The sequence below is a fragment of the Demequina pelophila genome (assembly GCF_000971175.1).
GTDB lineage: Bacteria > Actinomycetota > Actinomycetes > Actinomycetales > Demequinaceae > Demequina > Demequina pelophila.
The window spans coordinates 298965-323237 of sequence record NZ_BBLY01000001.1; the positions used below are offsets into that span (position 1 = coordinate 298965).

General features: G+C 73.5%; 21 protein-coding genes. 14 read left to right on the forward strand and 7 right to left on the reverse strand.

Annotated elements, in window-relative coordinates; genetic code table 11:
- The first annotated feature begins 37 nt into the window (after positions 1–37).
- Positions 38–1459, forward strand: a complete 1422-nt coding sequence (gene argH, locus AOM03_RS01415) for an argininosuccinate lyase (RefSeq protein ID WP_062377546.1) — start codon at positions 38–40, stop codon at positions 1457–1459.
- A gap of 6 nt (positions 1460–1465) precedes the next feature.
- Here argH and AOM03_RS01420 read toward each other — a convergent pair whose 3' ends face one another.
- Genes AOM03_RS01420 through AOM03_RS01430 form a run of 3 tightly spaced genes read right to left on the reverse strand, consistent with a single transcriptional unit; the run spans position 1466 to position 3835 of the window.
- Positions 1466–2422 (reverse strand): energy-coupling factor transporter transmembrane component T family protein, encoded by a 957-nt coding sequence (locus tag AOM03_RS01420; RefSeq protein ID WP_062377548.1) that lies wholly within the window; start codon positions 2420–2422, stop codon positions 1466–1468.
- The gene (locus tag AOM03_RS01425) at positions 2419–3126 is read right to left on the reverse strand and encodes an energy-coupling factor ABC transporter ATP-binding protein (protein WP_062377550.1); all 708 of its coding nucleotides are present in this window, start codon (positions 3124–3126) and stop codon (positions 2419–2421) included. The genes AOM03_RS01420 and AOM03_RS01425 overlap by 4 nt, the downstream gene beginning before the upstream one ends.
- Before the next feature lie 10 nt (positions 3127–3136).
- Complete coding sequence (locus AOM03_RS01430) at positions 3137–3835, reverse strand: biotin transporter BioY (RefSeq protein ID WP_062377552.1); 699 nt, start codon at positions 3833–3835, stop codon at positions 3137–3139.
- A gap of 145 nt (positions 3836–3980) precedes the next feature.
- Here AOM03_RS01430 and AOM03_RS01435 point away from each other — a divergent pair, with 145 nt between their 5' ends.
- Positions 3981–5555 (forward strand): ABC-F family ATP-binding cassette domain-containing protein, encoded by a 1575-nt coding sequence (locus tag AOM03_RS01435; RefSeq protein WP_439645022.1) that lies wholly within the window; start codon positions 3981–3983, stop codon positions 5553–5555.
- Between the two features lie 326 nt (positions 5556–5881).
- Here the strand turns inward: AOM03_RS01435 and AOM03_RS01440 are convergent, their stop codons facing one another.
- Positions 5882–6835, reverse strand: coding sequence for an SURF1 family protein (locus tag AOM03_RS01440; RefSeq protein WP_062377556.1), 954 nt, complete (start codon positions 6833–6835; stop codon positions 5882–5884).
- 153 nt (positions 6836–6988) lie between these two features.
- On the opposite strand from AOM03_RS01440, the gene fabG reads away from it, so the two are divergent.
- Genes fabG through AOM03_RS01460 form a run of 4 tightly spaced genes read left to right on the forward strand, consistent with a single transcriptional unit; the run spans position 6989 to position 9978 of the window.
- The gene (gene fabG, locus AOM03_RS01445) at positions 6989–7693 is read left to right on the forward strand and encodes a 3-oxoacyl-ACP reductase FabG (protein WP_062377558.1); all 705 of its coding nucleotides are present in this window, start codon (positions 6989–6991) and stop codon (positions 7691–7693) included.
- A 23-nt stretch (positions 7694–7716) separates the two neighbouring features.
- Positions 7717–8484, forward strand: coding sequence for an enoyl-ACP reductase FabI (fabI, locus tag AOM03_RS01450; RefSeq protein WP_062377560.1), 768 nt, complete (start codon positions 7717–7719; stop codon positions 8482–8484).
- A gap of 19 nt (positions 8485–8503) precedes the next feature.
- Complete coding sequence (locus AOM03_RS01455) at positions 8504–9019, forward strand: SixA phosphatase family protein (RefSeq protein WP_062377562.1); 516 nt, start codon at positions 8504–8506, stop codon at positions 9017–9019.
- Positions 9020–9027: 8 nt separating this feature from the next.
- Positions 9028–9978, forward strand: a complete 951-nt coding sequence (locus AOM03_RS01460; RefSeq protein WP_062377564.1) for a glycoside hydrolase family 88 protein — start codon at positions 9028–9030, stop codon at positions 9976–9978.
- 3 nt (positions 9979–9981) lie between these two features.
- On the opposite strand, the gene serB is transcribed toward AOM03_RS01460, so the two are convergent.
- Together serB and glgC are read right to left on the reverse strand one after the other, a co-directional pair.
- Positions 9982–10614, reverse strand: a complete 633-nt coding sequence (gene serB, locus AOM03_RS01465; protein ID WP_062377566.1) for a phosphoserine phosphatase SerB — start codon at positions 10612–10614, stop codon at positions 9982–9984.
- A complete protein-coding gene (glgC, locus tag AOM03_RS01470) occupies positions 10611–11849 on the reverse strand; it encodes a glucose-1-phosphate adenylyltransferase (protein WP_062377568.1) in 1239 nt (412 codons plus the stop codon). The genes serB and glgC overlap by 4 nt, the downstream gene beginning before the upstream one ends.
- Before the next feature lie 73 nt (positions 11850–11922).
- On the opposite strand from glgC, the gene glgA reads away from it, so the two are divergent.
- The 4 genes from glgA to AOM03_RS01490 all read left to right on the forward strand — a co-directional run bounded on the left by glgA (position 11923) and on the right by AOM03_RS01490 (position 15571).
- Positions 11923–13125: a glycogen synthase gene (gene glgA / locus AOM03_RS01475; RefSeq protein WP_062377570.1), complete on the forward strand. Its 1203-nt coding sequence runs from the start codon at positions 11923–11925 to the stop codon at positions 13123–13125.
- A 10-nt stretch (positions 13126–13135) separates the two neighbouring features.
- Positions 13136–13918: an ABC transporter ATP-binding protein gene (locus tag AOM03_RS01480; RefSeq protein ID WP_062377572.1), complete on the forward strand. Its 783-nt coding sequence runs from the start codon at positions 13136–13138 to the stop codon at positions 13916–13918.
- A 136-nt stretch (positions 13919–14054) separates the two neighbouring features.
- A complete protein-coding gene (locus AOM03_RS01485; protein ID WP_062377575.1) occupies positions 14055–14492 on the forward strand; it encodes an NfeD family protein in 438 nt (145 codons plus the stop codon).
- On the forward strand, positions 14492–15571 hold the full coding sequence (locus AOM03_RS01490) for an SPFH domain-containing protein (protein WP_062377577.1): 1080 nt from the start codon (positions 14492–14494) through the stop codon (positions 15569–15571). The genes AOM03_RS01485 and AOM03_RS01490 overlap by 1 nt, the downstream gene beginning before the upstream one ends.
- A 150-nt stretch (positions 15572–15721) precedes the next feature.
- Here the strand turns inward: AOM03_RS01490 and AOM03_RS01495 are convergent, their stop codons facing one another.
- A complete protein-coding gene (locus AOM03_RS01495; protein WP_062377579.1) occupies positions 15722–16870 on the reverse strand; it encodes a DUF2157 domain-containing protein in 1149 nt (382 codons plus the stop codon).
- 104 nt (positions 16871–16974) lie between these two features.
- Here AOM03_RS01495 and AOM03_RS01500 point away from each other — a divergent pair, with 104 nt between their 5' ends.
- From AOM03_RS01500 to AOM03_RS01515, 4 genes are all read left to right on the forward strand, one after another.
- The gene (locus AOM03_RS01500; RefSeq protein ID WP_082092010.1) at positions 16975–17829 is read left to right on the forward strand and encodes a TrmH family RNA methyltransferase; all 855 of its coding nucleotides are present in this window, start codon (positions 16975–16977) and stop codon (positions 17827–17829) included.
- Between the two features lie 489 nt (positions 17830–18318).
- On the forward strand, positions 18319–19041 hold the full coding sequence (imuA', locus tag AOM03_RS01505; protein WP_062377581.1) for a DnaE2-dependent mutagenesis accessory factor ImuA': 723 nt from the start codon (positions 18319–18321) through the stop codon (positions 19039–19041).
- Positions 19042–19133: 92 nt separating this feature from the next.
- Positions 19134–20819, forward strand: coding sequence for a DNA polymerase Y family protein (locus AOM03_RS01510; protein ID WP_227589839.1), 1686 nt, complete (start codon positions 19134–19136; stop codon positions 20817–20819).
- Positions 20812–24207, forward strand: coding sequence for an error-prone DNA polymerase (locus tag AOM03_RS01515; RefSeq protein WP_062377583.1), 3396 nt, complete (start codon positions 20812–20814; stop codon positions 24205–24207). The genes AOM03_RS01510 and AOM03_RS01515 overlap by 8 nt, the downstream gene beginning before the upstream one ends.
- Positions 24208–24273 lie beyond the last annotated feature (66 nt).

Here is a 24273-nt window from a genome sequence, read left to right on the forward strand (position 1 = left end):
GTCCCGGATGGGGCGGGGTCCGCAGTGGAGGGGTGACATGGAGCAGGCGACGAACGAGGGTGCCCTGTGGGGCGGACGCTTCGAGGGCGGGCCGGACGCGGCGCTCGCCCGACTGAGCAAGTCGACTCACTTTGACTGGCGGTACGCGGACGACGACCTCCTCGGGTCCATCGCGCACGCGCACGCGCTCGAGCGGGCCGGCCTGCTCACGGCGGACGAGTCCGCGCGCATGGTGGGGGAGCTCCAGCAGATGCGCGCCGACGAGGCCGCCGGCACGCTGCACCCGGCGGACTCCGACGAGGACGTCCACGGCGCCCTCGAGCGCATCCTCATCGAGCGCCTGGGGCCGGAGCTGGGCGGGAAGCTGCGGGCGGGACGCTCGCGCAACGACCAGATCGCGACGCTGCCGCGCATGTTCCTGCGCCGCCACGCGCGCCTCATCGCGTCGGAGCTGCTCGACCTGGTCGACGCGCTCCTGGGCCAGGCGGACCGCCACCTCGACGCGCCCATGCCGGGCCGCACCCACTTCCAGCACGCCCAGCCCGTCACGCTCGGGCACGCGCTGCTGGCCCACGCCTGGCCGCTGCTGCGCGACGTCGAGCGGCTCACCGACTGGGACTCGCGCGCGGCGTTCTCGCCCTACGGCGCAGGCGCCCTCGCCGGCTCGACGCTCGGGCTGGACCCGAAGGCCGTGGCGCAGGAGCTGGGCTTCGTGGGTCCCACGGAGAACTCGATCGACGCGACCGCCGCGCGCGACGTCATGGCGGAGTTCTCCTGGGTGGCCGCCATGATCGGCGTGGACCTGTCGCGCATCTCGGAGGAGATCATCGCGTGGTCCACCGTCGAGTTCGGCTTCGTCGCGCTCGACGACGCCTACTCGACGGGCTCGAGCATCATGCCGCAGAAGAAGAACCCCGACATCGCGGAGCTCGCGCGCGGCAAGGCCGGGCGGCTCATCGGCGACCTCGCGGGCATGCTCGCCACGCTCAAGGGTCTGCCGCTCGCGTACAACCGCGACATCCAGGAGGTGCACGAGCCCGCCCTGGACGCGGTCGACACCCTCGAGACGGTGCTGCCCGCCTTCACCGGCATGGTCCGCACCCTGGTGTTCCGGGTCGAGCGCCTCGCCGAGCTCGCCCCCGCCGGCTTCTCGCTCGCCACGGACATCGCCGAGTGGATGGTCAAGCAGGGCGTTCCCTTCCGCGAGGCCCACGAGGTCGCCGGCGCCTGCGTGCGCCTGTGCGAGAAGCGCGGCAAGGACCTGCACGAGCTCACCGAGCAGGAGATGCAGGCGATCCACCCGGATCTCACGCCTGGGGTGCTCGAGGTGCTCACCGTCGAGGGCTCGCTCGCCGCGCGCTCCGGCGCCGGCGGCACCGCGCCGTCCCAGGTCACCGAGCAGGGCAAGGCCGCGCGTGCGCGCGTGCGCCACTTCCGCCCCTGGGCCAGCGGGCAGTAGGGCGCGTCAGTCCTTCCGGTCGCGCCGCGAGCGACGGGCGGGGGAGAGGCGTCCCCACCTCGTCGTCTCGGGGGACGACGCGTCGGTCGCCTCGTCCTGCTCGGGCGCCCCGCCGTGGCTCGCCTCCGTGACGATGGGGATGGCTCCGGTCACGACCTCGTCGAACGACGGGAGCGCGGGCTCGGGCCCCGGCTCGTGCGCCCCGGCGGCGGCCTCGGCCTCCAGCCGGCGCCGCCGCTCGCGGCGCGACTCCTTCACGGGAACGGCGGGAGCCTCGGGCTCGCGCACCGGCGGCGGGGCCATGGGCACCTTCTCGCGCTCGCGCGGGGGCGAGGGCAGCACGTCCTTGCGCCGGCGTCCGGTCTCCGCGATGCCGCGTGCGTGAAGCGCCTGGCCCAGCTGGAGCGCGAAGCCCACGGACCGGGTCGCGGACGGCACGAGCACCGCGCGCAGCGACCGGTCCATGCCGCGGGCGCGCGCGGCGATGCGCGCCTCGACCATGATGCGCGCGGCCTCGGGCAGCGCGCGCAAGGTGAGCGCGACCATGACGCCGATGGTGTCCGGCGGCAGGATCCACCGCAGCGGCTGCGCCATCGTGGAGACGAAGTCGAGCATCTCCTCCATCGACGTCGAGCTCGCGATCGCCAGCGCGAGCGCCGCGATGGAGATGAGGTCGCCCGCGAGGTCGAGCGCGCGGATGTAGTCGCCGCGCCAGACCTGGAAGAGCGTCGTCAGCGCAGCGATGACGATGATGAGGCTCATGCCCTTGAGCGTGGCCTTCGCCGGCGGCAGGGTGGACGCGAGCAGCAGCAGGCACGCCGCGGTGATGCCGATCGAGGTGACCGGCTCGGAGATGATGAGGCACGCGACCGACAGGCCGAGCATGAGCAGCACCTTGAACCACGCGGGCGCGAGGTGCATGGGCGTCCGGCGGCGCCGGTAGAGCCCGAAGAGCGAGATCACGCAGTCGCCCCCTGCGAGGCGCGCCCGAACATGAGGTCGCGGTACAGCCGGATCGCCTCCTTGGGGTCGCCGTCGAACACCACCTCGCCCAGGTCGATCACCAGGGTGCGGTCCGCGCGCGAGGCGGCGTCGAGGTCGTGCGTGACCTCGATGACCTGCAGCGGCAGCGACCGCAGCAGCGCGCCCACGTGCGCGCGCCAGCGCAGGTCCAGGAGAGTCGTGGGCTCGTCGGCGACCAGGATCGAGGGGGTCGTGGCGAGCACGCCCGCGAGCGCGAGCAGCTGGCGCTGGCCACCCGACAGGGCGTTGACGGAGACGTCCGCCTTGCTGGCGAGGCCGATCTCGCGCAGCGCGTCGAGCGCGGCCTTCTCCCGCTCGCCGCGCTTCCTGATGACGCGGCGCAGCGACAGCATCACGTCCTCGATGGCCGTGGGCATGATGAGCTGCGCGGAGGCATCGGTGAACAGGTAGCCCACCTTGCGGCGCACGTCGGCGCCGCGCTTGACGGTGTCGAGGCCGTCGACCTCGACGGATCCGCTCACCGGCGTGACCAGGCCGTTGATGAGGCGCGCGAAGGTGGACTTGCCGCCGCCGTTGGCGCCGATGATGCTGATCCGGTCCTCGGTCAGCGTGAGCGACGTGGGCTCGAGGATGGGCACACCGGAATCGGGCGCGACGACGGCGGCATCCTTGAACTCGATCATGCGGACAAGGTTAGGCGGTGGCGGTCCCGCCCGATTCCTCCGCCAGGGCGACCCGTGCATCGTCCCTGGTCGCGCGCGTGGCGACGCGCGCCCTGCCCAGCAGGCCGGGGAAGGTGCGGTGGACGGCGGCGGCGACCACGCCGGCCGCTGCGACCTTGATGAGGTCCGGGACGATGAACGGGATCACGCCCACGGTCACCGCGGAGACGCAGTCGGAGTCCGTCAGCCCGGTGCAGCTGACGGGCATGACCGGCATGCCCGTGCGCCACGCGAGCCACGGCACGCCCACGGCGTAGACGAGCGGCAGCGACACCAGCCCGGCGGCGGCGAGCATCGCGGCGGACCACACGCGGCGATGCAGCAGGCCGCGGCGGGCGAGGGCGCGCGCGATGAACCCGATCGCGGTCGCGGCGAGGATGAACCCGAACAGGTACCCGCCGGTCGGGCCGCTGAGCACCACGATCCCCGCGACGCCGTTGGCGAAGATGGGCGCGCCCATGAGGCCCATGAGGAGGTACAGCGACACGGCCGCGAGCGCCCGCCATGGTCCCAGGACCAGCCCGGCGAGGACCACCGCGAAGGTCTGGAGCGTGATGGGCACGCCTCCCAGGAGGGTGAACTCGGGCACCAGCGTGGACGCCGCGATGACCGCCGCGAAGACCGCGACGAGCGCGATGTTCTGGCCGGTGAGATGACGATGCAGCGACACGGGCGACCTCCGGGGATAATGGACGGCGGCCACCCTACCGACGGGGTACCCCGCTCAGGGCCGATGCACGGAACGTTGTGGGGATGCCACAAACCTTTGGTCCCCCAAGTCAGGAGTACGTGTGATCGTCGCCAAGGATCTGGAGATGCGCATCGGCGCCCGCGTGCTGCTGCACCCTGCGAGCTTCCAGATCGGGCCCGGCGACCGCGTGGGCCTGGTGGGCCGCAACGGCGCCGGCAAGACGACCATGACCCGCATCCTCGCGGGCGAGGGGCAGGCGACCGGCGGCCAGGTCACCCACAAGGGGCGCATCGGCTACCTGCCGCAGGACCCGCGCGAGGGCGAGCCCACCCAGATGGCGCTCGACCGCATCCTGGGCGTGCGCGACCTGGCCGGCCTGCTCACCAAGATGCGCGCGGCCGAGGAGGCCATGGCCGGCGACGACGAGAAGGCGCGCGACAAGGCCATGAACGCCTACCCGCGCCTCGAGGAGCGGTTCCGGGCGGCGGGCGGCTACGCGGCCGAGTCCGAGGCGCAGAAGATCGCGGCCAACCTGGGGCTCGACCAGCGCATCCTGGGCCAGCCGCTGGGCACGCTGTCGGGCGGTCAGCGCCGGCGCGTCGAGCTCGCGCGCATCCTCTTCTCCGACGCGGAGACGCTCCTGCTCGACGAGCCGACCAACCACCTCGACGCGGACTCGATCATCTGGCTGCGCACGTTCCTCGCCCAGTTCTCCGGCGGGCTCATCGTGATCTCGCACGACGTGGACCTGGTCCGCACGGTGGTGACCAAGGTGTTCCACCTCGACGCCAACCGCGGCGAGCTCGACCAGTACGCGATGGGATGGGACCTCTACCTCAAGCAGCGCGAGACCGACGAGAAGCGCCGCCGCCGCGAGCGCGACAACGCGGAGAAGAAGGCCGCAGCGCTCATGGCCCAGGCCGCCAAGATGAAGGCGACCGCGACCAAGGCCGTCGCCGCGCAGAACATGGCCAAGCGCGCCGAGAAGATGCTGGCCGGCGTCGAGGGCGAGCGCGTCCAGGACCGCGTGGCCGCGCTGCGGTTCCCTACGCCCGCCGCGTGCGGCAAGACCCCGCTGCGCGCCTCCGAACTGTCGAAGTCCTACGGCTCGCTCGAGGTCTTCACGGATGTGGAGCTCGCGATCGACCGCGGCTCGCGCGTGGTGGTGCTGGGCCTCAACGGCGCCGGCAAGACCACGCTGCTTCGCCTGCTGGGCGGGGTCGAGGACGCCGACACCGGCCAGGTCGAGCCCGGCCACGGACTCAAGCTGGGCTACTACGCCCAGGAGCACGACACGCTCGACCTCGACGCCACCGTGCTGGAGAACCTGCGCCACGCCGCGCCCGACCTCACCGACACCGAGGTCCGGAACGTGCTCGGCTCGTTCCTCTTCGCCGGAGACGACGCGCACAAGCCCGCGCGCGTCCTGTCGGGCGGCGAGAAGACGCGCCTCGCGCTCGCGACCCTGGTCGTGTCCCAGGCGAACGTGCTCCTGCTCGACGAGCCCACCAACAACCTCGACCCCGCCTCGCGCGCGGAGATCCTGCGCGCGCTGCGCACCTACGAGGGCGCCGTCGTCCTGGTCACCCACGACGAGGGAGCCGTCGAGGCCCTCGAGCCCGAGCGCGTGCTGCTGCTGCCCGACGCGGTCGAGGACCTGTGGAACGACGAGTACCGGGAGCTCATCTCGCTCGCGTAGCGGCGCCGTTCCACCCCGCGCAAGCACCACCTGTTGTCCGCGCAACGACAACCATCTACCCGTGGGACGCGGCGACCTCCCCAAAGCGACCGTCAGCTACCCATTTGCCTGAGCGGCGCAGGTGGGGCGGCGCGCGGGGTCGGCCGGAGGGGGAGTTGCTTCCGTCGCACTAGCCGAATTCGTGCACTTTGGGCGGTCCGTCCGCACCGACCCGCCCAAACTGCATGAATTCGGCTAGCGTCGCGCAACACACCGCCCTGCCCCCGGCACGTGAACGGTCGGGCGGATTCGAGCGCATCGATTCCACGCGCCCGCCTCAGGGACGGCTAGAGAGCGTCCTCGATCTCCTCATCGGAGAGTTCCCGCGTGCGCCGGGCCGATGCACGGGCGGGCCTGGCGGGGCGCGCACGCTTTCGAGCGGCGACGGACGCAGGTCCGGGTGCGGCGTCGGAAGGCGCTGCGGCCGGCGGGGCAGCGGCGGAGGCGGCGGCCGGCGGGGCGGGGCCTGCGGCCGGCGGGGCAGGAGCGGGCTCCGACTCGTCGTTGGAGGTACGCTCGGCGCTCAGCACCCACTCGCGGCGCGCGAGCAGCACGCCGCCGACGGGCGCGATGAGCGCGAACGCCCACCACTGCCACGCGTAGGCGAGGTGCGGGCCCAGGCTGAGCGTGGGCAGTGGGACGGGGGAGCCGAACGCGTCGACGCAGCCGTCGGCGGAGCATGCCTGGGTCACCACGGCGTAGCCGTCGATCGGCTCGGCGGGAGGCGCGGGCATCTGCGCGGCCGCGATGCGGGTGGCGCCGTCGTCACGGCGGCCGTCGTCGGGCTCGCTCTGGCGCAGCACCGCGGTGACGGTCACGTCGCCGGCGGGCCAGGCGGGCACCGCGAGGTCCTCGAGGGGGCCGGGCACCGGGATGTGCCCGGCGTTGAGCAGCAGCGCTCGGCCGGAGTCGGTCTCCATCCACACGAGCAGCTGGTAGACGCGCTCGCGGTCGACCGGACGGTTGCGCAGCAGGGTGAGCGAGTCGCCCACGATGCGGCCGGTCACCTCGACGGCGCGCCACTCCTCGGTCGCGTCGACCGCGAGGTCCGTGCCCACGGCCTCCTCGAGCGAGGCCGGCGGCAGCGAGGCGTTGGCGTCCGAGGCGGCGATCGCCTCCGAGCGCGCCACGTGCTTGCCGTACTGCCACGCGCCCGCGCGGACCCCGACCACGGACACCGCCAGCCCGACGGCGACGATGATCGCCGCCGTGAGCGCGCGTCGCGCGGGGGAGTGGGGCACGCTCCCGATGCTAGCGGCGGCCGCCGGGCCGCCAGGCCCCCGCCACCATCGCATCGTCCCCGGTCCATGTCGTAGAAATCCCCAAAGTCCGGGGTGCGACCTTGGAAGCGGCGGTGACGGCGTGCGCGGCGGGGCCGGGATAGCGTGGCGGTCATGAGTCGTCACGTCATCGTCACCGGCGCGAACCGCGGCATCGGCCGCGCGATCGCGGAGGCCTTCGTCGCCCAGGGGGACACCGTCTCCACCATCTACCGGGGAGGCGACCTTCCCGAGGGCGTGGACGGCGCGATCGCGGACGTCACCGACACGGATGCGGTGAACGCCGCGTTCGACCAGCTCGAGGAGCGCCACGGCCGCGTTCGCGTCCTGGTCGCCAACGCGGGCGTCACCAAGGACGGCCTGCTCATGCGCATGTCCGACGAGGACTTCGAGCGGGTCGTCGACGTCAACCTCACCGGCACCTTCCGGTGCGTGCGCCGCGCGGTGAACTCGATGCTGCGCGAGCGGTTCGGGCGCATCGTGCTCGTCGGCTCGGTCGTGGGCCTCATGGGCAACCCCGGCCAGGTCAACTACTCCTCGTCGAAGGCGGCGCTGGTGGGCATGGCGCGCTCGATCACCCGCGAGGTGGGCGCGCGCGGCATCACCGCGAACGTCATCGCGCCGGGCTTCATCACCACCGCGATGACCGCGGAGCTGCCCGAGGCCACCGTCAAGCAGTACGAGGCCACCATCCCCGCCAAGCGCTTCGGCGCCGTCGAGGAGGTCGCCGCCGCGGCCACCTACCTGGGCTCCGACGCCGCCGGCTACGTCTCGGGCGCGGTGCTGCCCGTCGACGGCGGCCTGGGCATGGGCCACTAGAACTCAAGGAAGCGAGACACACCATGGGCATGCTCGAAGGCAAGAACATCCTCGTCACCGGGGTGCTGACGGAGGGCTCGATCGCCTTCCACGTCGCGCGCCTGTGCCAGGAGCAGGGCGCGACGGTGGTCCTCACCGGCGTGGGCCGCTCCCTCAAGATCACCCAGGCGATGGGCCGGCGCCTGCCGGTCCAGGCGGCGGTGGTCGAACTCGACGTCACCGACCCCGACCACCTCGCGGCGCTCGCGGACCGGGTCAAGGAGCACGTGCCGCACCTCGACGGCGTGGTCCACTCGATCGGCTTCGCGCCCCAGTCCGTCATGGGCGGCAACTTCCTCGCCGGCGAGTGGGACGACGTCGCCACGGCGATGCACATCTCCGCGTACTCGCTCAAGGCGCTCGCGGTCGCCGCCGAGCCGCTCATGGTCGAGGGCTCCGCGATCGTGGGGCTCACCTTCGACGGCCGCTTCGCGTGGCCCGTCTACGACTGGATGGGCGTCGCCAAGGCCGCGCTCGAGGCCACCTCCCGCTACGTCGCGCGCGACCTGGGGCCGCAGGGGATCCGGTGCAACATCGTCTCCGCGGGGCCCATCAAGACCACCGCGGCGCGCCACATCCCGGGATTCGAGCAGATGGAGGGTCACTGGTCCGAGCGCGCCCCGCTGGGGTGGAACTCGGATGACCCGGAGCCCACCGCGCGGACCGTGACGGCCCTGCTCTCGGACTGGTTCCCGGCCACCACGGGCGAGATGATCCACGTCGATGGCGGCGTTCACGCGATGGGCCAGTAGCCTCCGCTAGGCTGACCACGTGCCCACGCTCATCCTTGCCCGTCACGCCAAGGCAGAGGGCCCCACGCCCGGCCTGACCGACGACGCCCGCCCGCTCGCGCTCATCGGCCGCAAGGCCGCCGCCCGCCTCGGCGAGGTCATCGCCGAGGCCGGGTACAACCCGGACCTCGCGCTCGTGTCTCCCGCGGTGCGCACCCAGCAGACGTGGAAGCTCATGGAGGCCTCGCTCGCGCCCACGTCGGCCAGCACCATCGACGCGCTGTACGAGACCCACGTCCAGGGCGTGCTCGCCGAGCTCGCGGAGCTGGGCGACGTCGAGACCGTGATCGTCGTGGGGCACGAGCCCACGTCGTCCGCGACCGCGGCCTTCCTGGCCGGCAAGGGGTCGGACACGCCGGCCCTCAAGCGCATCGCGCACGGCATCCAGACCGGCACCGCCGCGGTGCTCGAGTTCGAGGGCGAGTGGGACTCGCTCAAGGCGCGCTCGGCGAGGCTCCTCACGGTGCTGTCCGGCCGCGACGTCGAGGTCCCCTGACCCCTCGCATGACGGACGCCGCCGCGCTGACGCGCGCCCTCCTGACCTTTCCGCGCGCCTCGTGGGAGCAGGGTGTCGCCTCGCATGCGGCGCTCGACCGGGGAGATGCGGCGCTGGCCGCGATGCTCGCCCGCCACGGCGTCTCGCACGCCGCGCCCGACGGGCGGCTCGGCGCGCTCGGCGAGGCTGCCTCGGTCAACTCGGGCGCGCTGCTCGAGGCGACGCTTCGCCTGGGGACGGGGGACGATGCGGCGGCCCGGGCCGCGCAGACCCAGCGCTGGTGGCTGCTCCGGTACGCGCCGCGCGACGACTCGGGCGTGCTGCATCACCGGCTCGACTCCGAGGAGGTGTGGGCCGACTCGGTCTACATGATCGTGCCCGCGCTGGTCGCGTGCGGGGACATCGCCCCGGCGGACATGCAGTACCGCATGCACCGCGAGCACCTGTGGGATCCGGCGACGGGCGTGTACCGGCATCGGCGCGACCTCGCGACCGGCGAGCTCACCCGCGGGGCGCGCTGGGCCGGCGCGAGCGGATGGGTGGCCGCGGGCCTGGCCCGGTCGCTCCGGCTGGGAGTGGCGGCGGAGCAGATGCGGGAGCGGTGGCGGCGCGAGACGCGCGAGCTGCTCGACGCGTGCGCCGCGTTCGAGCGCCCGGACGGCCGGTTCCACGACGTGCTCGACGACCCGGAGTCCTTCGTCGACGGCACCGCCGGGCTCATGCTCGCGTACGCCGCCCTTACCGGCGCGGCCGGCGGCTGGCTGCCGGAGGCCTACGCGGAGTCGGGGGAGCGGTGGCTGGCCGCGTCGCTGGCCCGGGTGGACCAGGACGGCTTCGTCCGCGAGGTGTGCGGCGCGCCGCTGTTCGACCGGCCCGGGGTCTCGCCCGAGGCGCAGGCGTTCGCGCTCATGGCGCTGGCCGCGCGCGAGCGGCTCGACGGCACGCTCCCCACGACCTAGGCCTCAGGACCGGGCGCGGATCACCTCGAGCGCCTCGTCCAGGCGCTCGCCGTTGAGGGCGACGTCGGCCTGCTCCTGCACGATCGGCTTGGCGTGCCACGCGATGCCGAGGCCCGCGGCCGCCATCATGTCCAGGTCGTTGGCACCGTCCCCGATGGCCACCGCATCGGCCAGGGGGCAACCCACCTCCGCCGCGAAGGCGCGCAGGGTGTCGGCCTTCGCCGCCCGATCGATGACCGGGCCGACGGTGCGGCCCGTGAGCCGCCCGTCGACCACCTCGAGCGAGTTCGCACGGAAGCGGGTGATGCGCAGCCGCTCCGCGAGCCCGCCCACCACCTCGACGAAGCCGCCGGAGACGAGCGCGACCTCCCAGCCCTCGTGCTGGAGCGTCGAGATGAGCGACTCCGCGCCGGGCGTGAAGCGCACCTGGGCGAGCACGTCCGCGAACACGGAGTCGGGGACACCCGCGAGCGTGGCGACGCGCTCGCTCAGCGAGGCCGAGAAGTCGAGCTCGCCGCGCATGGCGCGCTCGGTCACGGCCGCGACCTGCTCGCGCGTGCCCGCGCGCTCCGCGATGAGCTCGATGACCTCGGACGTGATCAGCGTGGAGTCGACGTCGAGGACGCAGAGCCTCACTCGATGACCGTGCCCTTCGCGACGACCGTGATGCCGGACTCCGTGACGGTGAAGCCGCGCGCGAGGTCGTGCTCGCGGTCGATGCCCACGCGGGCACCCTCCGACACCACCACGTCCTTGTCGAGGATCGCGCGGTGCACCTGGGCGTGGCGGTTGATCTGCACGCGGTCCAGCAGCACCGAGTCCGAGACGGTCGACCACGAGTGCAGGCGCGCACCGGGCGACAGCACCGAGCCCGTGACCGTCGCTCCGGAGACGATGACCCCCGGGGAGACGACCGAGTCCGCGGCGTGGCCCAGGCGGCCCTCCTCGGAGTGGATGAACTTGGCCGGCGGGTTCGTGATGAGCCCCTGGTGCAGCGGCCACTCCTCGTTGTACACGTTGAACACCGGCATGACCGCGATGAGGTCCATGTGGGCGTCGTAGTACATGTCGAGCGTACCCACGTCGCGCCAGTAGTCGCGGTCGCGGTCGGTCGAGCCCGGGACGTCGTTGCGAATGAAGTCGTAGACGCCGCAGGAGCCCTTCTCGACGAAGTAGGGGACGATGTCCCCGCCCATGTCGTGCTTCGACGTCGGGTTGTCGGCGTCCGCCTGGAGCGCCTCGAGCAGCGGGCCCGCGGTGGCGACGTAGTTGCCCATCGACGCGAGGATCTCGTGCGGGCTGTCCGGCAGGCCCTCGGGGTCGGTCGGCTTCTCGAGGAACGCGCGGATCCTGTCCGGCTGGGTCGGGTCCGCGTCGATGACGCCGAACTGGTCGGACAGCGAGATGGGCTGGCGGATGCCCGCGACGGTGAAGTCCGCGCCGGACTCGATGTGCGCGTCGACCATCTGGGAGAAGTCCATGCGGTACACGTGGTCCGCACCCACGATCACCACGTAGTCGGGGCGCTCGTCCTCGATGATGTTGACCGTCTGGTAGATCGCGTCGGCGGAGCCCAGGTACCAGTGGGGGCCGCGACGCTGCTGCGCGGGCACCGGGGCGACGTAGTTGCCCAGCAGCGGCGACATGCGCCACGTGCGCGCGATGTGGCGGTCGAGCGAGTGGGACTTGTACTGCGTCAGCACGACCACGTGGAGGTAGCGCGAGTTGACCAGGTTGCTCAGTGCGAAGTCGATCAGGCGGTACGTGCCACCGAACGGCACGGCGGGCTTGGCGCGGGCGGCGGTGAGGGGCATGAGGCGCTTGCCCTCACCCCCGGCTAGGACGATGGCGAGAACTTTCGGCGCTGACATGGGGCCAGCATAGGGGTTTCTTCGGGGTGCGATGTGAGCCTTGGCACACGTCGGAGCGACTAGGTTGGTGGCCATGCGAGTCGACATCCTCACCCGTGAGTACCCGCCCCACATCTACGGCGGCGCCGGCGTCCACGTCAACGAGCTGGCCGCCGTGCTGCGCGGCCACATCGACGTGCGGGTCCGCGCCTTCGACGGACCCCGCGAGGAGGAGGGGGTGACCGGCTACGAGGCCCTCGGCGGCGGCGTGGGCGACGCCTCGCTCGACGTCCTCGCCCACAACCTGCCCATGGCGAAGGACGTCGCCGGCGCGGACCTGGTCCACTCCCACACCTGGTACGCGAACATGGGCGGCCACTTCGCCTCGCTGCTGCACGGCGTCCCGCACCTGATCTCCGCGCACTCGCTCGAGCCGCTGCGGCCGTGGAAGGCCGAGCAGCTGGGCGGCGGCTACCGCGTGTCCTCGTGGATCGAGAAGACCGCCTACGAGGCGGCCGCCGGCATCATCGCCGTCTCCGACGGCATGCGCAAGGACGTGCTGCGCTGCTACCCGGACGTCGACCCCGCGAAGGTCCACGTGGTCCACAACGGCATCGACCTGTCCGCCTGGGCCAAGCCCGTCACCGACGAGGAGCGGGCGAAGGCCGATGCGGTGGTCGCCGAGTGGGGGATCGACCCCACCCGTCCGGCGATCGTCTTCGTGGGCCGCATCACGCGCCAGAAGGGCCTGCCGCACTTCCTCAAGGCCGTCGAGCAGCTGCCCCAGGACATCCAGGTGGTGCTGTGCGCCGGCGCCCCGGACACCAAGGAGATCGCCGCCGAGGTCTCCACCGCGGTCGCGAAGCTCCAGGAGGAGCGCGACGGCGTCATCTGGATCGAGAAGATGCTCCCGCGCCCCGAGCTGGTCGCCGTGCTCGACGCGTGCACCGCGTTCGTGTGCCCGTCCGTCTACGAGCCGCTGGGCATCGTCAACCTCGAGGCCATGGCCGTGGGGCTCCCGGTGGTCGCGACCGCGACCGGCGGCATCCCCGAGGTGGTCGTCCACGGCGAGACCGGCACGCTCGTGCCCATCGAGCAGGTGCAGGACGGCACCGGCACCCCGCTCGACCCCGAGGGCTTCTCGCGCGACCTGGCCGCGGCGCTGACCGACATGGTGGCGGACACGGACCGGGCCGCTCGCATGGGCGAGGCCGGCCGGCAGCGCGCCGCCGACGCGTTCTCGTGGGAGGCGATCGCGGAGCGGACGCTCGACGTCTACCGCCAGATCCTTCGCTAGGCTCGCGCCCATGACTGAGGTGCTCGCATTCGAGGGCGTGACGGTGCGCCGGGGCGACAACGACATTCTCCGCGACGTGTCGTGGACCGTCGACGACCGGGATCGCTGGGTGATCCTGGGGCCCAACGGCGCGGGCAAGACCACCCTCATGTCCATCGTGGGCGCGCGCCTGCACCCCACCTCGGGCACCGCGCGCGTCCTCGACGAGACGCTCGGGGAGACCGACGTGCGGGAGCTGCGCGTGCGCGTGGGCCTCTCGAGCGCCGCGCTCGCCGACCGCATCCCCGGGCACGAGACGGTCAAGAACGTGGTCATGACCGCCTCGTACGGCGTCACCGGGCGCTGGCGCGAGGAGTACGACCCCATCGACGAGGAGCGGGCCGATGCGCTGCTCGCGGCGTTCGGCATGTCCGGCTTCGCGGGGAGGGAGTTCGGGACGCTCAGCGAGGGCGAGCGCAAGCGCGTCCAGGTGGCCCGCGCGCTCATGGCCGACCCCGAGCTGCTCGTGCTCGACGAGCCCGCCGCGGGCCTGGACCTGGGCGGCCGCGAGGAGCTGCTCGCCGCGCTCACCGAGCTGGCGGGGGACCGGCGCTCGCCGGCGATCCTCATGGTGACCCACCACGTCGAGGAGATCCCGGTGGACTTCACCCACGTGCTCCTCATGCGCGACGGCCGGATCGTCGCCGCGGGCCCCCTCGCGGAGACCCTCACGGAGGCGAACCTCGAGGCCACCTACGGCATGCCGATCGCCCTCACGGAGGCCGACGGCCGCTACGCCGCCCGGGGCGCCTGACGGTCCATCCCGCCACGTAATCCCCGGGGTGAGCGCCGCCCTGGCGGGCGGTGCGACCGTCCTGGCCGTGCATCGTCCCCCGGTACGATGTGGGGAGACGGCAAGCGCCATCGGGCGCGACGCGAGGAGGCGGACGATGCAGTTCCTGTGGTGGTTCATCGGTGCGATGATCCTGGGCGCGGCCGAGCTGTTCACGCTCGATCTGCTGTTCGCGATGCTCGCCGTGGGCGCGCTCGCCGGCGGCGTGGCCGCGCTGCTGGGCGCGCCGTGGTGGCTGAGCACGATCGTCGCGCTGGCCGTGGCCTCCGCGCTCATCGCCGGGCTGCGGCCCTTCCTGCTGAAGACGCTGCGCGCCAAGGGCGAGGCACAGCCGCAGACCAATACCAAGGCGCTGGTGGGCCGCGAGGCCCGCGCCATCGACGAGGTCACCGAGGTGCGTGGCCGGGTCAAGCTCGCGGGCGAGGTCTGGACCGCCCGCACCGAGAACGACGCGCCGCCCATCCCCGAGGGGTCCGAGGTGCGCGTGCTGAGAATCGATGGGGCGACGGCGATCGTCGGCCCCGAGGAGGCATGATGGAAGACGCTCAGATTGTCACGATCGTCGTGTGGGTCGCTGTCGCGGTTCTCGCGCTGTTCGTCATCACCGCGATCGCGAAGGCGGTCGTGGTGGTCCCGCAGACCCAGGCGATCATCGTCGAGCGGCTGGGCCGCTACCACGTCACCATGGATGCCGGACTGCACCTGCTGGTGCCGTTCATCGACCGGGCGCGTGCCAAGGTGGACCTGCGCGAGCAGGTGTACTCGTTCCCGCCGCAGTCGGTGATCACGTCCGACAACCTGGTGGTCGACATCGACACGGTCATCTACTTCCAGGTGACGGACGCGAAGTCCGCGGTGTACGAGATCCAGAACTACATCATCGGTGTCGAGCAGCTCACCACCACGACGCTCCGTAACATCGTCGGCACCATGGACCTCGAGCAGACGCTCACCAGCCGCGACCAGATCAACGGCCAGCTGCGCGGCGTGCTCGACGAGGCGACCGGCCGCTGGGGCATCCGCGTCAACCGCGTGGAGCTCAAGTCGATCGAGCCGCCGCTGTCCATCAAGGACTCGATGGAGAAGCAGATGCGTGCCGAGCGTGACCGCCGCGCCGCGATCCTCACCGCGGAGGGCGTCAAGCAGTCGGCGATCCTGACCGCGGAGGGCGAGAAGCAGTCCGCGATCCTCAAGGCCGAGGGTGAGGCGCAGTCCAAGATCCTCACCGCCGAGGGTGAGGCGCGCGCGATCCTGCAGGTGTTCGACGCCATCCACGAGGGCGACGCCGACTCCAAGCTGCTCGCGTACCAGTACCTGCAGGTGCTGCCCGAGATCGCGAAGACCGAGTCGAACAAGGTGTGGTTCGTGCCCACCGAGTTCACCGGCGCGCTCAAGTCCATCTCCGCGGCGTTCGGCGCCGAGGAGTCGCTGTCGCCGCTCGAGCGCGACCCCGAGCGTGCCCGGACGGGCTCGCGGATCACCTCCGCGCTCGCCGACCCGCGCGAGGCGCTCGAGGAGGCCCGCCGCCAGGCCGAGGGCTTCGCCGCCGAGGCGGACCAGGCCGGCACCGGCTCGGGCCGCAGCTTCGACCCGGACGCAGAGAAGGGGCAGTAAGGGGTTCGGCTCGCGCCGCACCTACTCGACGCTCTCCCTACCGCTTCGTCCTCCGAAACGAGGCCATCTGGTTCAGATGGCCTCGTTTCGGCCGTGTGCGGGGCTCAACCCAGGCCGATGCGCGCCTCGCTCAGCCGGGCGGCGCCTCGGTCAGCCGGGCGGCGCCTCGCTCGGCCGGCGCGTCCGGTCCCGCACCATCCACACGGCGGCGACCACCAGCAGCACGCCCGTCGCGAGCACGCCGAGCCACGTCGCGAACGCGTCCTCGACGACCTCCTCGATGAGCTGCGGCATGGCCGTGAGCAGGCCGATGCCGCCGGGCACGATCAACACCGCCACGTCCCGGCGCGTGATGGCGGCCACGATCATCGCCACCGCGCACGCGACGGCCGCCGCCAGCACCCACGCGCGGGCGTCGTCGAAGGCGCTGGTCTGCAGCCCGTAGATCACCGTGAGCCCGCCGATCACGAGTCCGAGCTTCTCGGGCACGAGCCGCCCCAGCGCGGACAGCACGATCCACACGGCGCCGATGGCGGCCGTCGTGAGGCCCGAGGCGAGCGACATGGTCATTCCGCGATCGTCGAGCACCGTCGCGTAGAGCGCGGTCGCGGTGGCGAGGATGCCGGCGAGCAGGGCCATCTGGGCCAGCGCCCGCCGTCGCGCCGCGTAGATCGCCGCCGCAACCGCCGTGGCTGCGCCCGCCGCGATCAGCGCCGACGCGGGGTCCTCGACGCCGCCGCTGTCCGCGGAGAGCCAGGCGAGCCACGCGGTGAGGCCCACGGTCACGGCCAGCAGCGCGGAGGCGAGGCGCTGGGCCGGCGCCGTCGGATAGCGCGCCGTCACCAGGCCCGCGACCAGAGCGGCGATCGTCAGCGCCGCGACGACGCCCACCCGCGCCGCGTCGTTGAGGTCCTCCCACGCGTTGCCGATGAGGAACGTCACGGCCGACACGACGAGCACCGCGCCCAGGTAGCCGACGATCTCGCCCACCACCGCGAGCGCGTGCGGCGCGGCCGGTGGGGCCTCGTGCGCGGCCTCACGCGAAGCCTCCGACCCGGGCGCTGCCGGCGCGGCCTCACGCGAAGCCTCCGACCCGGGCGCTGCCGGCGCGGCCTCACCGGGCGGGGAGGGAGGCGTGGTCCCGTCCGGTGAGGAGATCTCCGTCGTCTCCATCTGGCCGCGCTCGCGTTCGAAACCGAGCAGCCGCTCGGCGGTCTCGCGATCGATGAGGCCCGCCTGGGCCCACGCCTCGATGCGCGAGGCGATCCCCGGTCCGGTGCCTGCCGGTGCGTCGTCCATGGCGCGCCACCTTCCCTCCGCGCGGCGACTCCCGTTACCTGCGATTTTACTCCCGGGATGGGCGCGCTGCACGGGCGTCGCGGGCGCCCTGAGACAATGCCGCCATGCCCGTGATCCGCCTCGCCGACGCCCCCGCCGACGCCGCTCCAGCCGACGCCGCGCACCCCGAGGCGTCCGCCGCGGACCCGCTCGCCGACTACCGCGGCCTCACCGACGTCGCCCTGCGCCGCGTGCTCGAGCCCGAGCGCGGCCTCTACATGGCCGAGGGCGCCAAGGTGATCTCCCGCGCGCTCGCCGCCGGCCACGAGCCCCGCTCCGTGCTCGTCACCGAGCGCTGGCTCCCCGGCGTCGAGGAGGCCCTCGCCGCCGCCGGCGTCGACGCGCCGGTGTATGTCGGCTCGGAGGCCCTCCTCGAATCCGTCACCGGATTCCAGGTGCACCGGGGCGCCCTGGCGGCCATGCATCGTCCCGTGCTGCCCAGCCTGGAGGAGCTCGCCCGGGAGGCCCGGCGCATCGTGGTCCTCGAGGGGATCGTGGACCACACGAATGTGGGGGCCATCTTCCGGTCCGCGGCCGGGATCGGGGCCGACGCGGTGGTCGTCGCGCCCACCTGCGCGGACCCGCTGTACCGGCGCTCGGTCAAGGTGTCGATGGGGACCGTGTTCCAGGTGCCGTGGACGCGCGCGACGCAGTGGCCGGACGCGCTCGACACCCTGCGCGGCCTGGGCTTCGCGGTCGCGGGCCTCGCCCTGAGGGACGACGCGGTGCCCCTCGACCAGTACGCGGCCCGCGGCCACGAGCGGGTCGCCCTGGTCATGGGCGCCGAGGGCGACGGACTCACCCGCGCCGCGCTCGCCCATGTCGACGACGCGGTCGTCATCCCCATGCACGGGGGAGTGGACTCCCTCAACGTCGCGGCCGCCTCCGCGGTCGCGATGTGGGCGCTGCGGGCCCGCTGAGCCCCCTTCTTCCCCGGACACTCCGCACGGATTCCGGCTCGACACGGGACCCCTCGCGGTTCGGGACACTGAGGACCGCTTTGCGGGGGCAACTGCGCGCTGCGGGACAGTGTGGACCGCGGATGCCGCGGTGGACCAGTCCGCAGTGTCCCGCAGCGCACGCGGATCGCACTCTGGCGGTCCTGACTGTCCCGGTCGGGAGGCGAGGCGCTCGGGGCGTGGAGCTCGCGTCATGCCTCGGGGCGACGGTGCAGATCACCTGTCCACACGTTTTCTGCGCTGCTCCACACACGGCCCGGCGTGTCGTCGGCGTGTCGCCGCGATATCAGCGAATTTGCGGCGGATCCCGGCTGCCGTGTGTGGACAGGTGACGGCCGTCGCGCCGGTCCTCCACGGCGCCTTGCCGGTGTCGGAGGGGTGGTTCATAATCGAAGACGTGTTCGAACATGTGTTCGAATGGGTGGACGATGAGACGGCCGGGAGGTGGGTATGGAGACGGTGGAGGCTCGCCTCGCCAAGGCGCGTGAGGCGCTCGCGGGGGTGCAGCGGAGGGTCGGCACCACGCGGGAGCGATGGGAGGCTCCCGTGCTCCCGCTCGCGCCGGTGCTCGACCAGGTGCTGCCGGAGGGGTTGAGGCGCGGGCGCGTGGTCGCGGTGGACGGCTCCACGTCGCTCCTGCTCGCGCTCGCGGCGGAGGCGTCGCGCGCCGGGGCGTGGACCGCGTTCGTCGGCCTGCCCTCGGTCGGGGTGGTCGCGGCCGCCCGACGCGGGATCGATCTGGACCGGGTGGCCGCGATCCCGCATCCGGGCGCCCACGCGGCCGCGGTCGCCGGTGCGTGCGTGGAGGGGATGGAACTGGTGTTGCTCGGGACGGGCCTCGCACTGTCGGACGCGGACCGGCGCCGGCTCGCCTCGCGGGCGCGCGAGCGTGGCGCGGTGCTGCTGTGCCAGGGGCGATGGCCCGGCGCGCACGCGACCGTAACGGCGCTGAGGTCGCGGTGGCACGGGCTGGGCGCGGGCGACGGGCGGCTGCGCGGCCGCGACCTCACCGTGCAGGTCGAGGGCCGCAACGCGGGCGCGCCCAGATTCGTGACCGTGCCGCTGGACGGCGAGGCGCCGTTGCTCGGTCGGGGCGGCGCGCCCGGGCGCGCCGCGGCGCGGGTCTCTTCCGGAGCCTCGGCGGGGCGGCGCGCCCTCGGAGGCGCGGCATGAGCGCGCGGGCGGGGGTGCGTGCGGGTGCCTCTCGGGCGGGGGCGCCTCGAACGTCCACGCCGTCCCGACCCGGCGCGCCCCGACCCGGCGCCGTGGTCGCCGCGGTCGAGACCGTCCGCCGCGTGGTCCTGTGGGTGCCGGACTGGCCCGTCGTCGCCGCGATGGCGGACGCGGGGCTGGGGGCGGAGGCGCCCGCGGCGGTGCTCCACGGCCGCGGCCTCGTCGCGGTATCCGCGGCCGCGCGGGCGGCCGGGGTGCGCCGCGGCTCGACCCGTCGGGTCGCCCAGCGGGTGCTGCCCGACCTCGCGATCCTGCCCTTCGACGAGGCGCGCGACTCGCGACGGTTCGAGGCGGTCGCCGCCGCGGCCGAGCAGGTGGTCGCCGGCGTGGAGATCTCCCGTCCCGGCCTGATGATCATTCCTGCCGGGGGAGCGGCCCGCTTCCACGGCTCGGAGGAGGCCCTGGCGGAGGCGCTCGTGGGCGCCGTCGCCCAGGATGCCGGCGTCGAGTGCTCCGTGGGCGCCGCGGACGGGCTGCTCGCCGCCGTGCTGGCCGCCCGCGGCGCGGACCTGGTGCCGCCCGGCGCCTCGCGCGACTACCTGGCGCCCGCCGCGGTCGACTCGATCACGCTCGCCGCGATGGAGCGCGCCCAGCGCGCCGAGGTCGAGCGCTTCGCGAGCGTGCTCGTGCGACTCGGCCTCCACACCCTGGGCGACCTCGCGGCGCTGCCGCGCCCGGACCTGCTGTCCCGCTTCGGCCCGGTGGGCGCATGGGCGCATCGGCTCGCGTGTGGGGAGGACCTCGCCCCGCCGGTGCTGCGCCGCAGCGAGGAGGACATCGCGGTCGAGCACGTCTTCGAGGACCCCGCCGAGCGGATCGAGCAGCTCGCCGCCGTCGCCGCCGTCGCCGCAGAGCGCCTCGATCAGGCGCTGCTCGAGGCCGGCGTGCGCTGCGGCCGCGTGCGCATCACCGCGCGCACCGAGCGCGGCGAGGACCTCGAGCGCGTGTGGCGCACGGACGTGGGCACCCGCGCGGGCGCCTTCGCCCGCCACATGACGGACCGCGTGCGCTGGCAGCTCGAGGGCTGGCTGTCGGGGCGCGCGGGAGGGCCGGAGCCCGCGCCGCTGACGGCGCTCGGACTCGTGGCCGAGGACGTCGTGCCGCTCGGCGACGAGCAGGCCTATCTGTGGGGCGGAACCTCGGGCGCCGATGCGCGCGCCCACCGCTCCCTCGAGCGCGTCCAGGGGCTCCTCGGGGCCGAGGGCGTGCTCGCGGTCGCCGAGCAGGGCGGTCGCTCTCCCCGCGACAGGGCGTTGCTCACGCCCTGGGGCCAGGAGGCGCCGCCCGCCCGCGCGATCGCCCACCCGTGGCCGGGGCGCATCCCCGACCCGCCGCCCGCGACGGTGCCGCCGGCCCCGCGCCCCGCCCTCGTGCTGGACGCGGGCGGCGGCCTCGTCACCGTCAGCCGTCGCCTCGCCGTGAGCGCGCCACCCACCTGGGTGCGGCTCGAGGCGGACCCGGACGACGAGCGCGCTCGCGCGGCGAACCGGCACCCCTCCTCCGGGCACGTGGGCCGCGTCGAGGGGCCGGTGTGGGACATGCCGCGCCCGGTCGAGTCCTGGGCCGGACCCTGGCCGGTCGCGGAGCGCTGGTGGGCCCAGGACGGCTCGCGGCGCGCCTACCTCCAGGTCGCGCTGAGCGACGGCGACGGCGGCACCACCGCGGTGCTGCTGGCCTTCACCCAGGGGCACTGGGAACTCGAGGGCGTCTATGACTGACGTCGCCGACTACGCCGAGCTCCACGCCCACTCCGCCTTCAGCTTCCTCGACGGCGCCAGCCAGCCCGAGGAGATGGCGGCCGAGGCGGGCCGCCTGGGCCTCAGTGCGCTCGCCCTCACCGACCACGACGGCCTCTACGGCGCCGTGCGCTTCGCGAATGCGGCGCGCGAGATCGGGCTGCCCACGGTGTTCGGCTCGGAGTTGTCGCTCGCGGTCGAGGGTGCGGGCGGCCCGCCCGTGCTCGACCCGCCCACCGGCGTGCCCGACCCGCGCGCGAGCCACCTCGTCGTCCTCGCGCGCGGCGCCCGCGGGTACGCGCGGCTCAGCCGCGCCATCGGCATGGCGCACCTCGCGACGGGGGAGAAGGGCATGGCCCGCTACACCCTCGAATCCCTCGCCGCGGAGGGCGACGGCGACCTCCTGATCCTCACCGGCTGCCGCAAGGGCGCGGTCCGGCGCGCCCTCATGGGGCTCGGCGGCGGCGGTCGGAGGGCGGGGGCCGATGCCCTGTCCGGGGGCGTCTCCCGCGACGGCTACGCAGCGGCCCGGGTGGAGATCGACCGGCTGGTCGCGCTGTTCGGCCGCGAGGGCGTCGCGGTCGAGATCACCGACACCGGCGCTCCCCACGACTCCGAACTCAACGACGCCCTGGCGGACCTGGCCCTCGACGCGGGACTGCCGCTCGTGGCGACCACGAACGCGCATTACGCGGCGCCGCGCGAGGCGGACCTCGCCGGCGCGCTCGCGGCCGTGCGCGCGCGGTCCTCGCTCGACGACATGGACGGCTGGCTGCCTGGCTCGCCCGGCCAGCACCTGCGCAGCGCCGGGGAGATGCTCTTCCGCCACCGGCGGCACGCGCAGGCGGTGCTCACCGCGTCCCGACTCGCCGCCGAGTGCGCGTTCGACCTCGACCTGGTCGCCCCCCACCTGCCGCCGTACCCGGTGCCGCGTGGGCACACGGAGGCCACCTGGCTGCGCGAGCTCACCTATCGCGGCGCCCGCGAGCGGTACGGCCCGCCCGACGCCGAGCGCATCCCGGGCGCCTGGAGGCAGATCGAGCACGAGCTGGCCGTCATCGAGGCGCTCGACTTCCCCGGCTACTTCCTCATCGTCCACGACATCGTGTCCTTCTGCCGCCGCGCGGACATCCTGTGCCAGGGCCGCGGCTCGGCCGCCAACAGCGCCGTCTGCTACGCGCTCGGCGTCACCGCCGTGGACGCCGTCACGCACGGGCTGCTGTTCGAGCGGTTCCTCGCACCCGAGCGGGACGGCCCGCCGGACATCGACGTCGACATCGAGTCCGACCGCCGCGAGGAGGTCATCCAGCACGTGTTCCAGCGGTTCGGCCGCATCAACGCCGCGATGGTCGCCAACGTCATCCAGTACCGACCGCGCTCGGCCGTGCGCGACGCCGCCCGCGCGCTGGGCTACGACGTGGGCCAGCAGGACGCCTGGTCCAAGTCGATCGACCGCTGGAGCTCGCTGCGGCGGACGCCGCAGCAGGAGGCCGAGTGGGCCGAGCGTCAGCGCGACGCCATGTGGCCCGAGGCGCCGCCCGCGCAGGACCTCGACCACATCCCTGAGCCCGTCCTGGACCTCGCGGAGCGTTTCCTGCGCCTGCCCCGCCACCTGGGCATCCACCCCGGCGGCATGGTGCTGTGCGACCGGCCCGTGATCGACGTGTGCCCCGTCGAGTGGGCGCGCATGCCCGGCCGTACCGTCCTCCAGTGGGACAAGGACGACTGCGCGGACGCGGGCCTGGTGAAGTTCGACCTGTTGGGCCTGGGCATGCTCTCCGCGCTCAAGTACGCGTTCCGCTACGTCCACGACACCGAGCGCGAGGACCTGCAGCTGCACAACATGCCGCAGGAGGATCCCGCGGTGTACGACCTGCTGTGCGCCGCGGACACCGTCGGCGTGTTCCAGGTGGAGTCCCGCGCCCAGATGGCGACGCTGCCGCGCCTGCGGCCGCGGCGCTTCTACGACATCGTCATCGAGGTCGCGCTCATCCGGCCCGGCCCCATCCAGGGCGGCTCCGTCCACCCGTACATCAACCGGGCGCGCGGCCGCGAGCCGGTCACCTACCTGCATCCGTCGCTCGAGAAGTCGCTGGGCAAGACGCTCGGCGTGCCGCTGTTCCAGGAGCAGCTCATGCAGATGGCCATGGACGCCGCCGGCTTCGACGGCGCCCTCGCGGACCAGCTGCGCCGCGCGATGGGCTCCAAGCGCAGCCCCGAGCGCATGGAGGCGCTGCGCGCACGGTTCATGGTCGGCGCGAACGAGCGCGGCATCACCGCGGACGTCGCCCACCAGATCTTCGACAAGCTCAAGGCCTTCGCGGACTTCGGCTTCCCCGAGTCGCATTCGTTCTCGTTCGCCTACCTCGTGTACGCGTCGAGCTGGCTCAAGGTCAACAAGCCCGCGGCCTTCTACGCGGGCCTGCTCGCGGCGCAGCCCATGGGCTTCTACTCGCCGCAGTCACTCGCGGCCGACGCCCGCCGCCACGGCCAGGCGATCCTGCGCCCGTGCGTGGTGCGCTCGGAGGTGCTCGCGATCGTCGAACGCCAGGACGAGCCCTTCCGCGTCCCGGACGAGCGGCGCGAGGAGATGGCGGCGCTCGTCCGCATCGACCGCACCCTCGCGGTGCGGATGGGGCTCGGCGCGATCCGCGGGCTCGGCACGGAGGCCGCGCAGGCGATCGTCGAGGCGCGCGAGGAGGCGCCGTTCGCCTCGCTCCACGACATGGCGCGCCGGGTGCGCGTGCGGCCCAAGGGCGTGGCAGGGGAGTCCGGACTCGCCCCGGACAAGGGGCTCACCACCGCCCAGTGGGAGGCGCTCGCCACCGCCGGGGCGCTCGCCGAGCTCGGCGTGAGCCGCCGCGAGGGCCTGTGGGCCGCGGGGGCGCTCGCCAAGGAGGGACCCGCGACCCTGCCGGGAACGGTGCCGGGCGCTCAGGCGCCCACGCTGCCCGGCATGTCCGTGGTCGAGGAGGCGGTGGCCGACGTCTGGGCCTCCGGGGTCTCGGTCGAGGGCTACCCGACGGCGTTCGTCCGCGACGGGCTCGACGCCGCGGGCGTCCTGCGGGTGGGTGACGTGCTCACCCACGAGGCGGAGCGTCGCATCGTCACCGCCGGCGTGGTCACGCATCGGCAGCGTCCCGGCACCGCGAAGGGGGTGACGTTCCTGTCGCTGGAGGACGAGACGGGCTTCCTCAACGTCATCTGCTCGCAGGGGGTGTGGCGCCGGTTCCAGGCCGTGGCCCGCAGGTCGCCCGCGCTCGTGATCCGGGGACGCATCGAGCGCGCCGACGGCGCCACCAACCTGGTCGCGGAGCACCTCGCGCCGCTGTCCCTCAAGGTGCCCTCGAAGAGCAGGGACTTTCGGTGACGGCGGGCAGTGGTCATCGAGCCCCTCCGAGCCGTGCTAAAGTTTTCTTCGCGCTGAGGCGCTCCA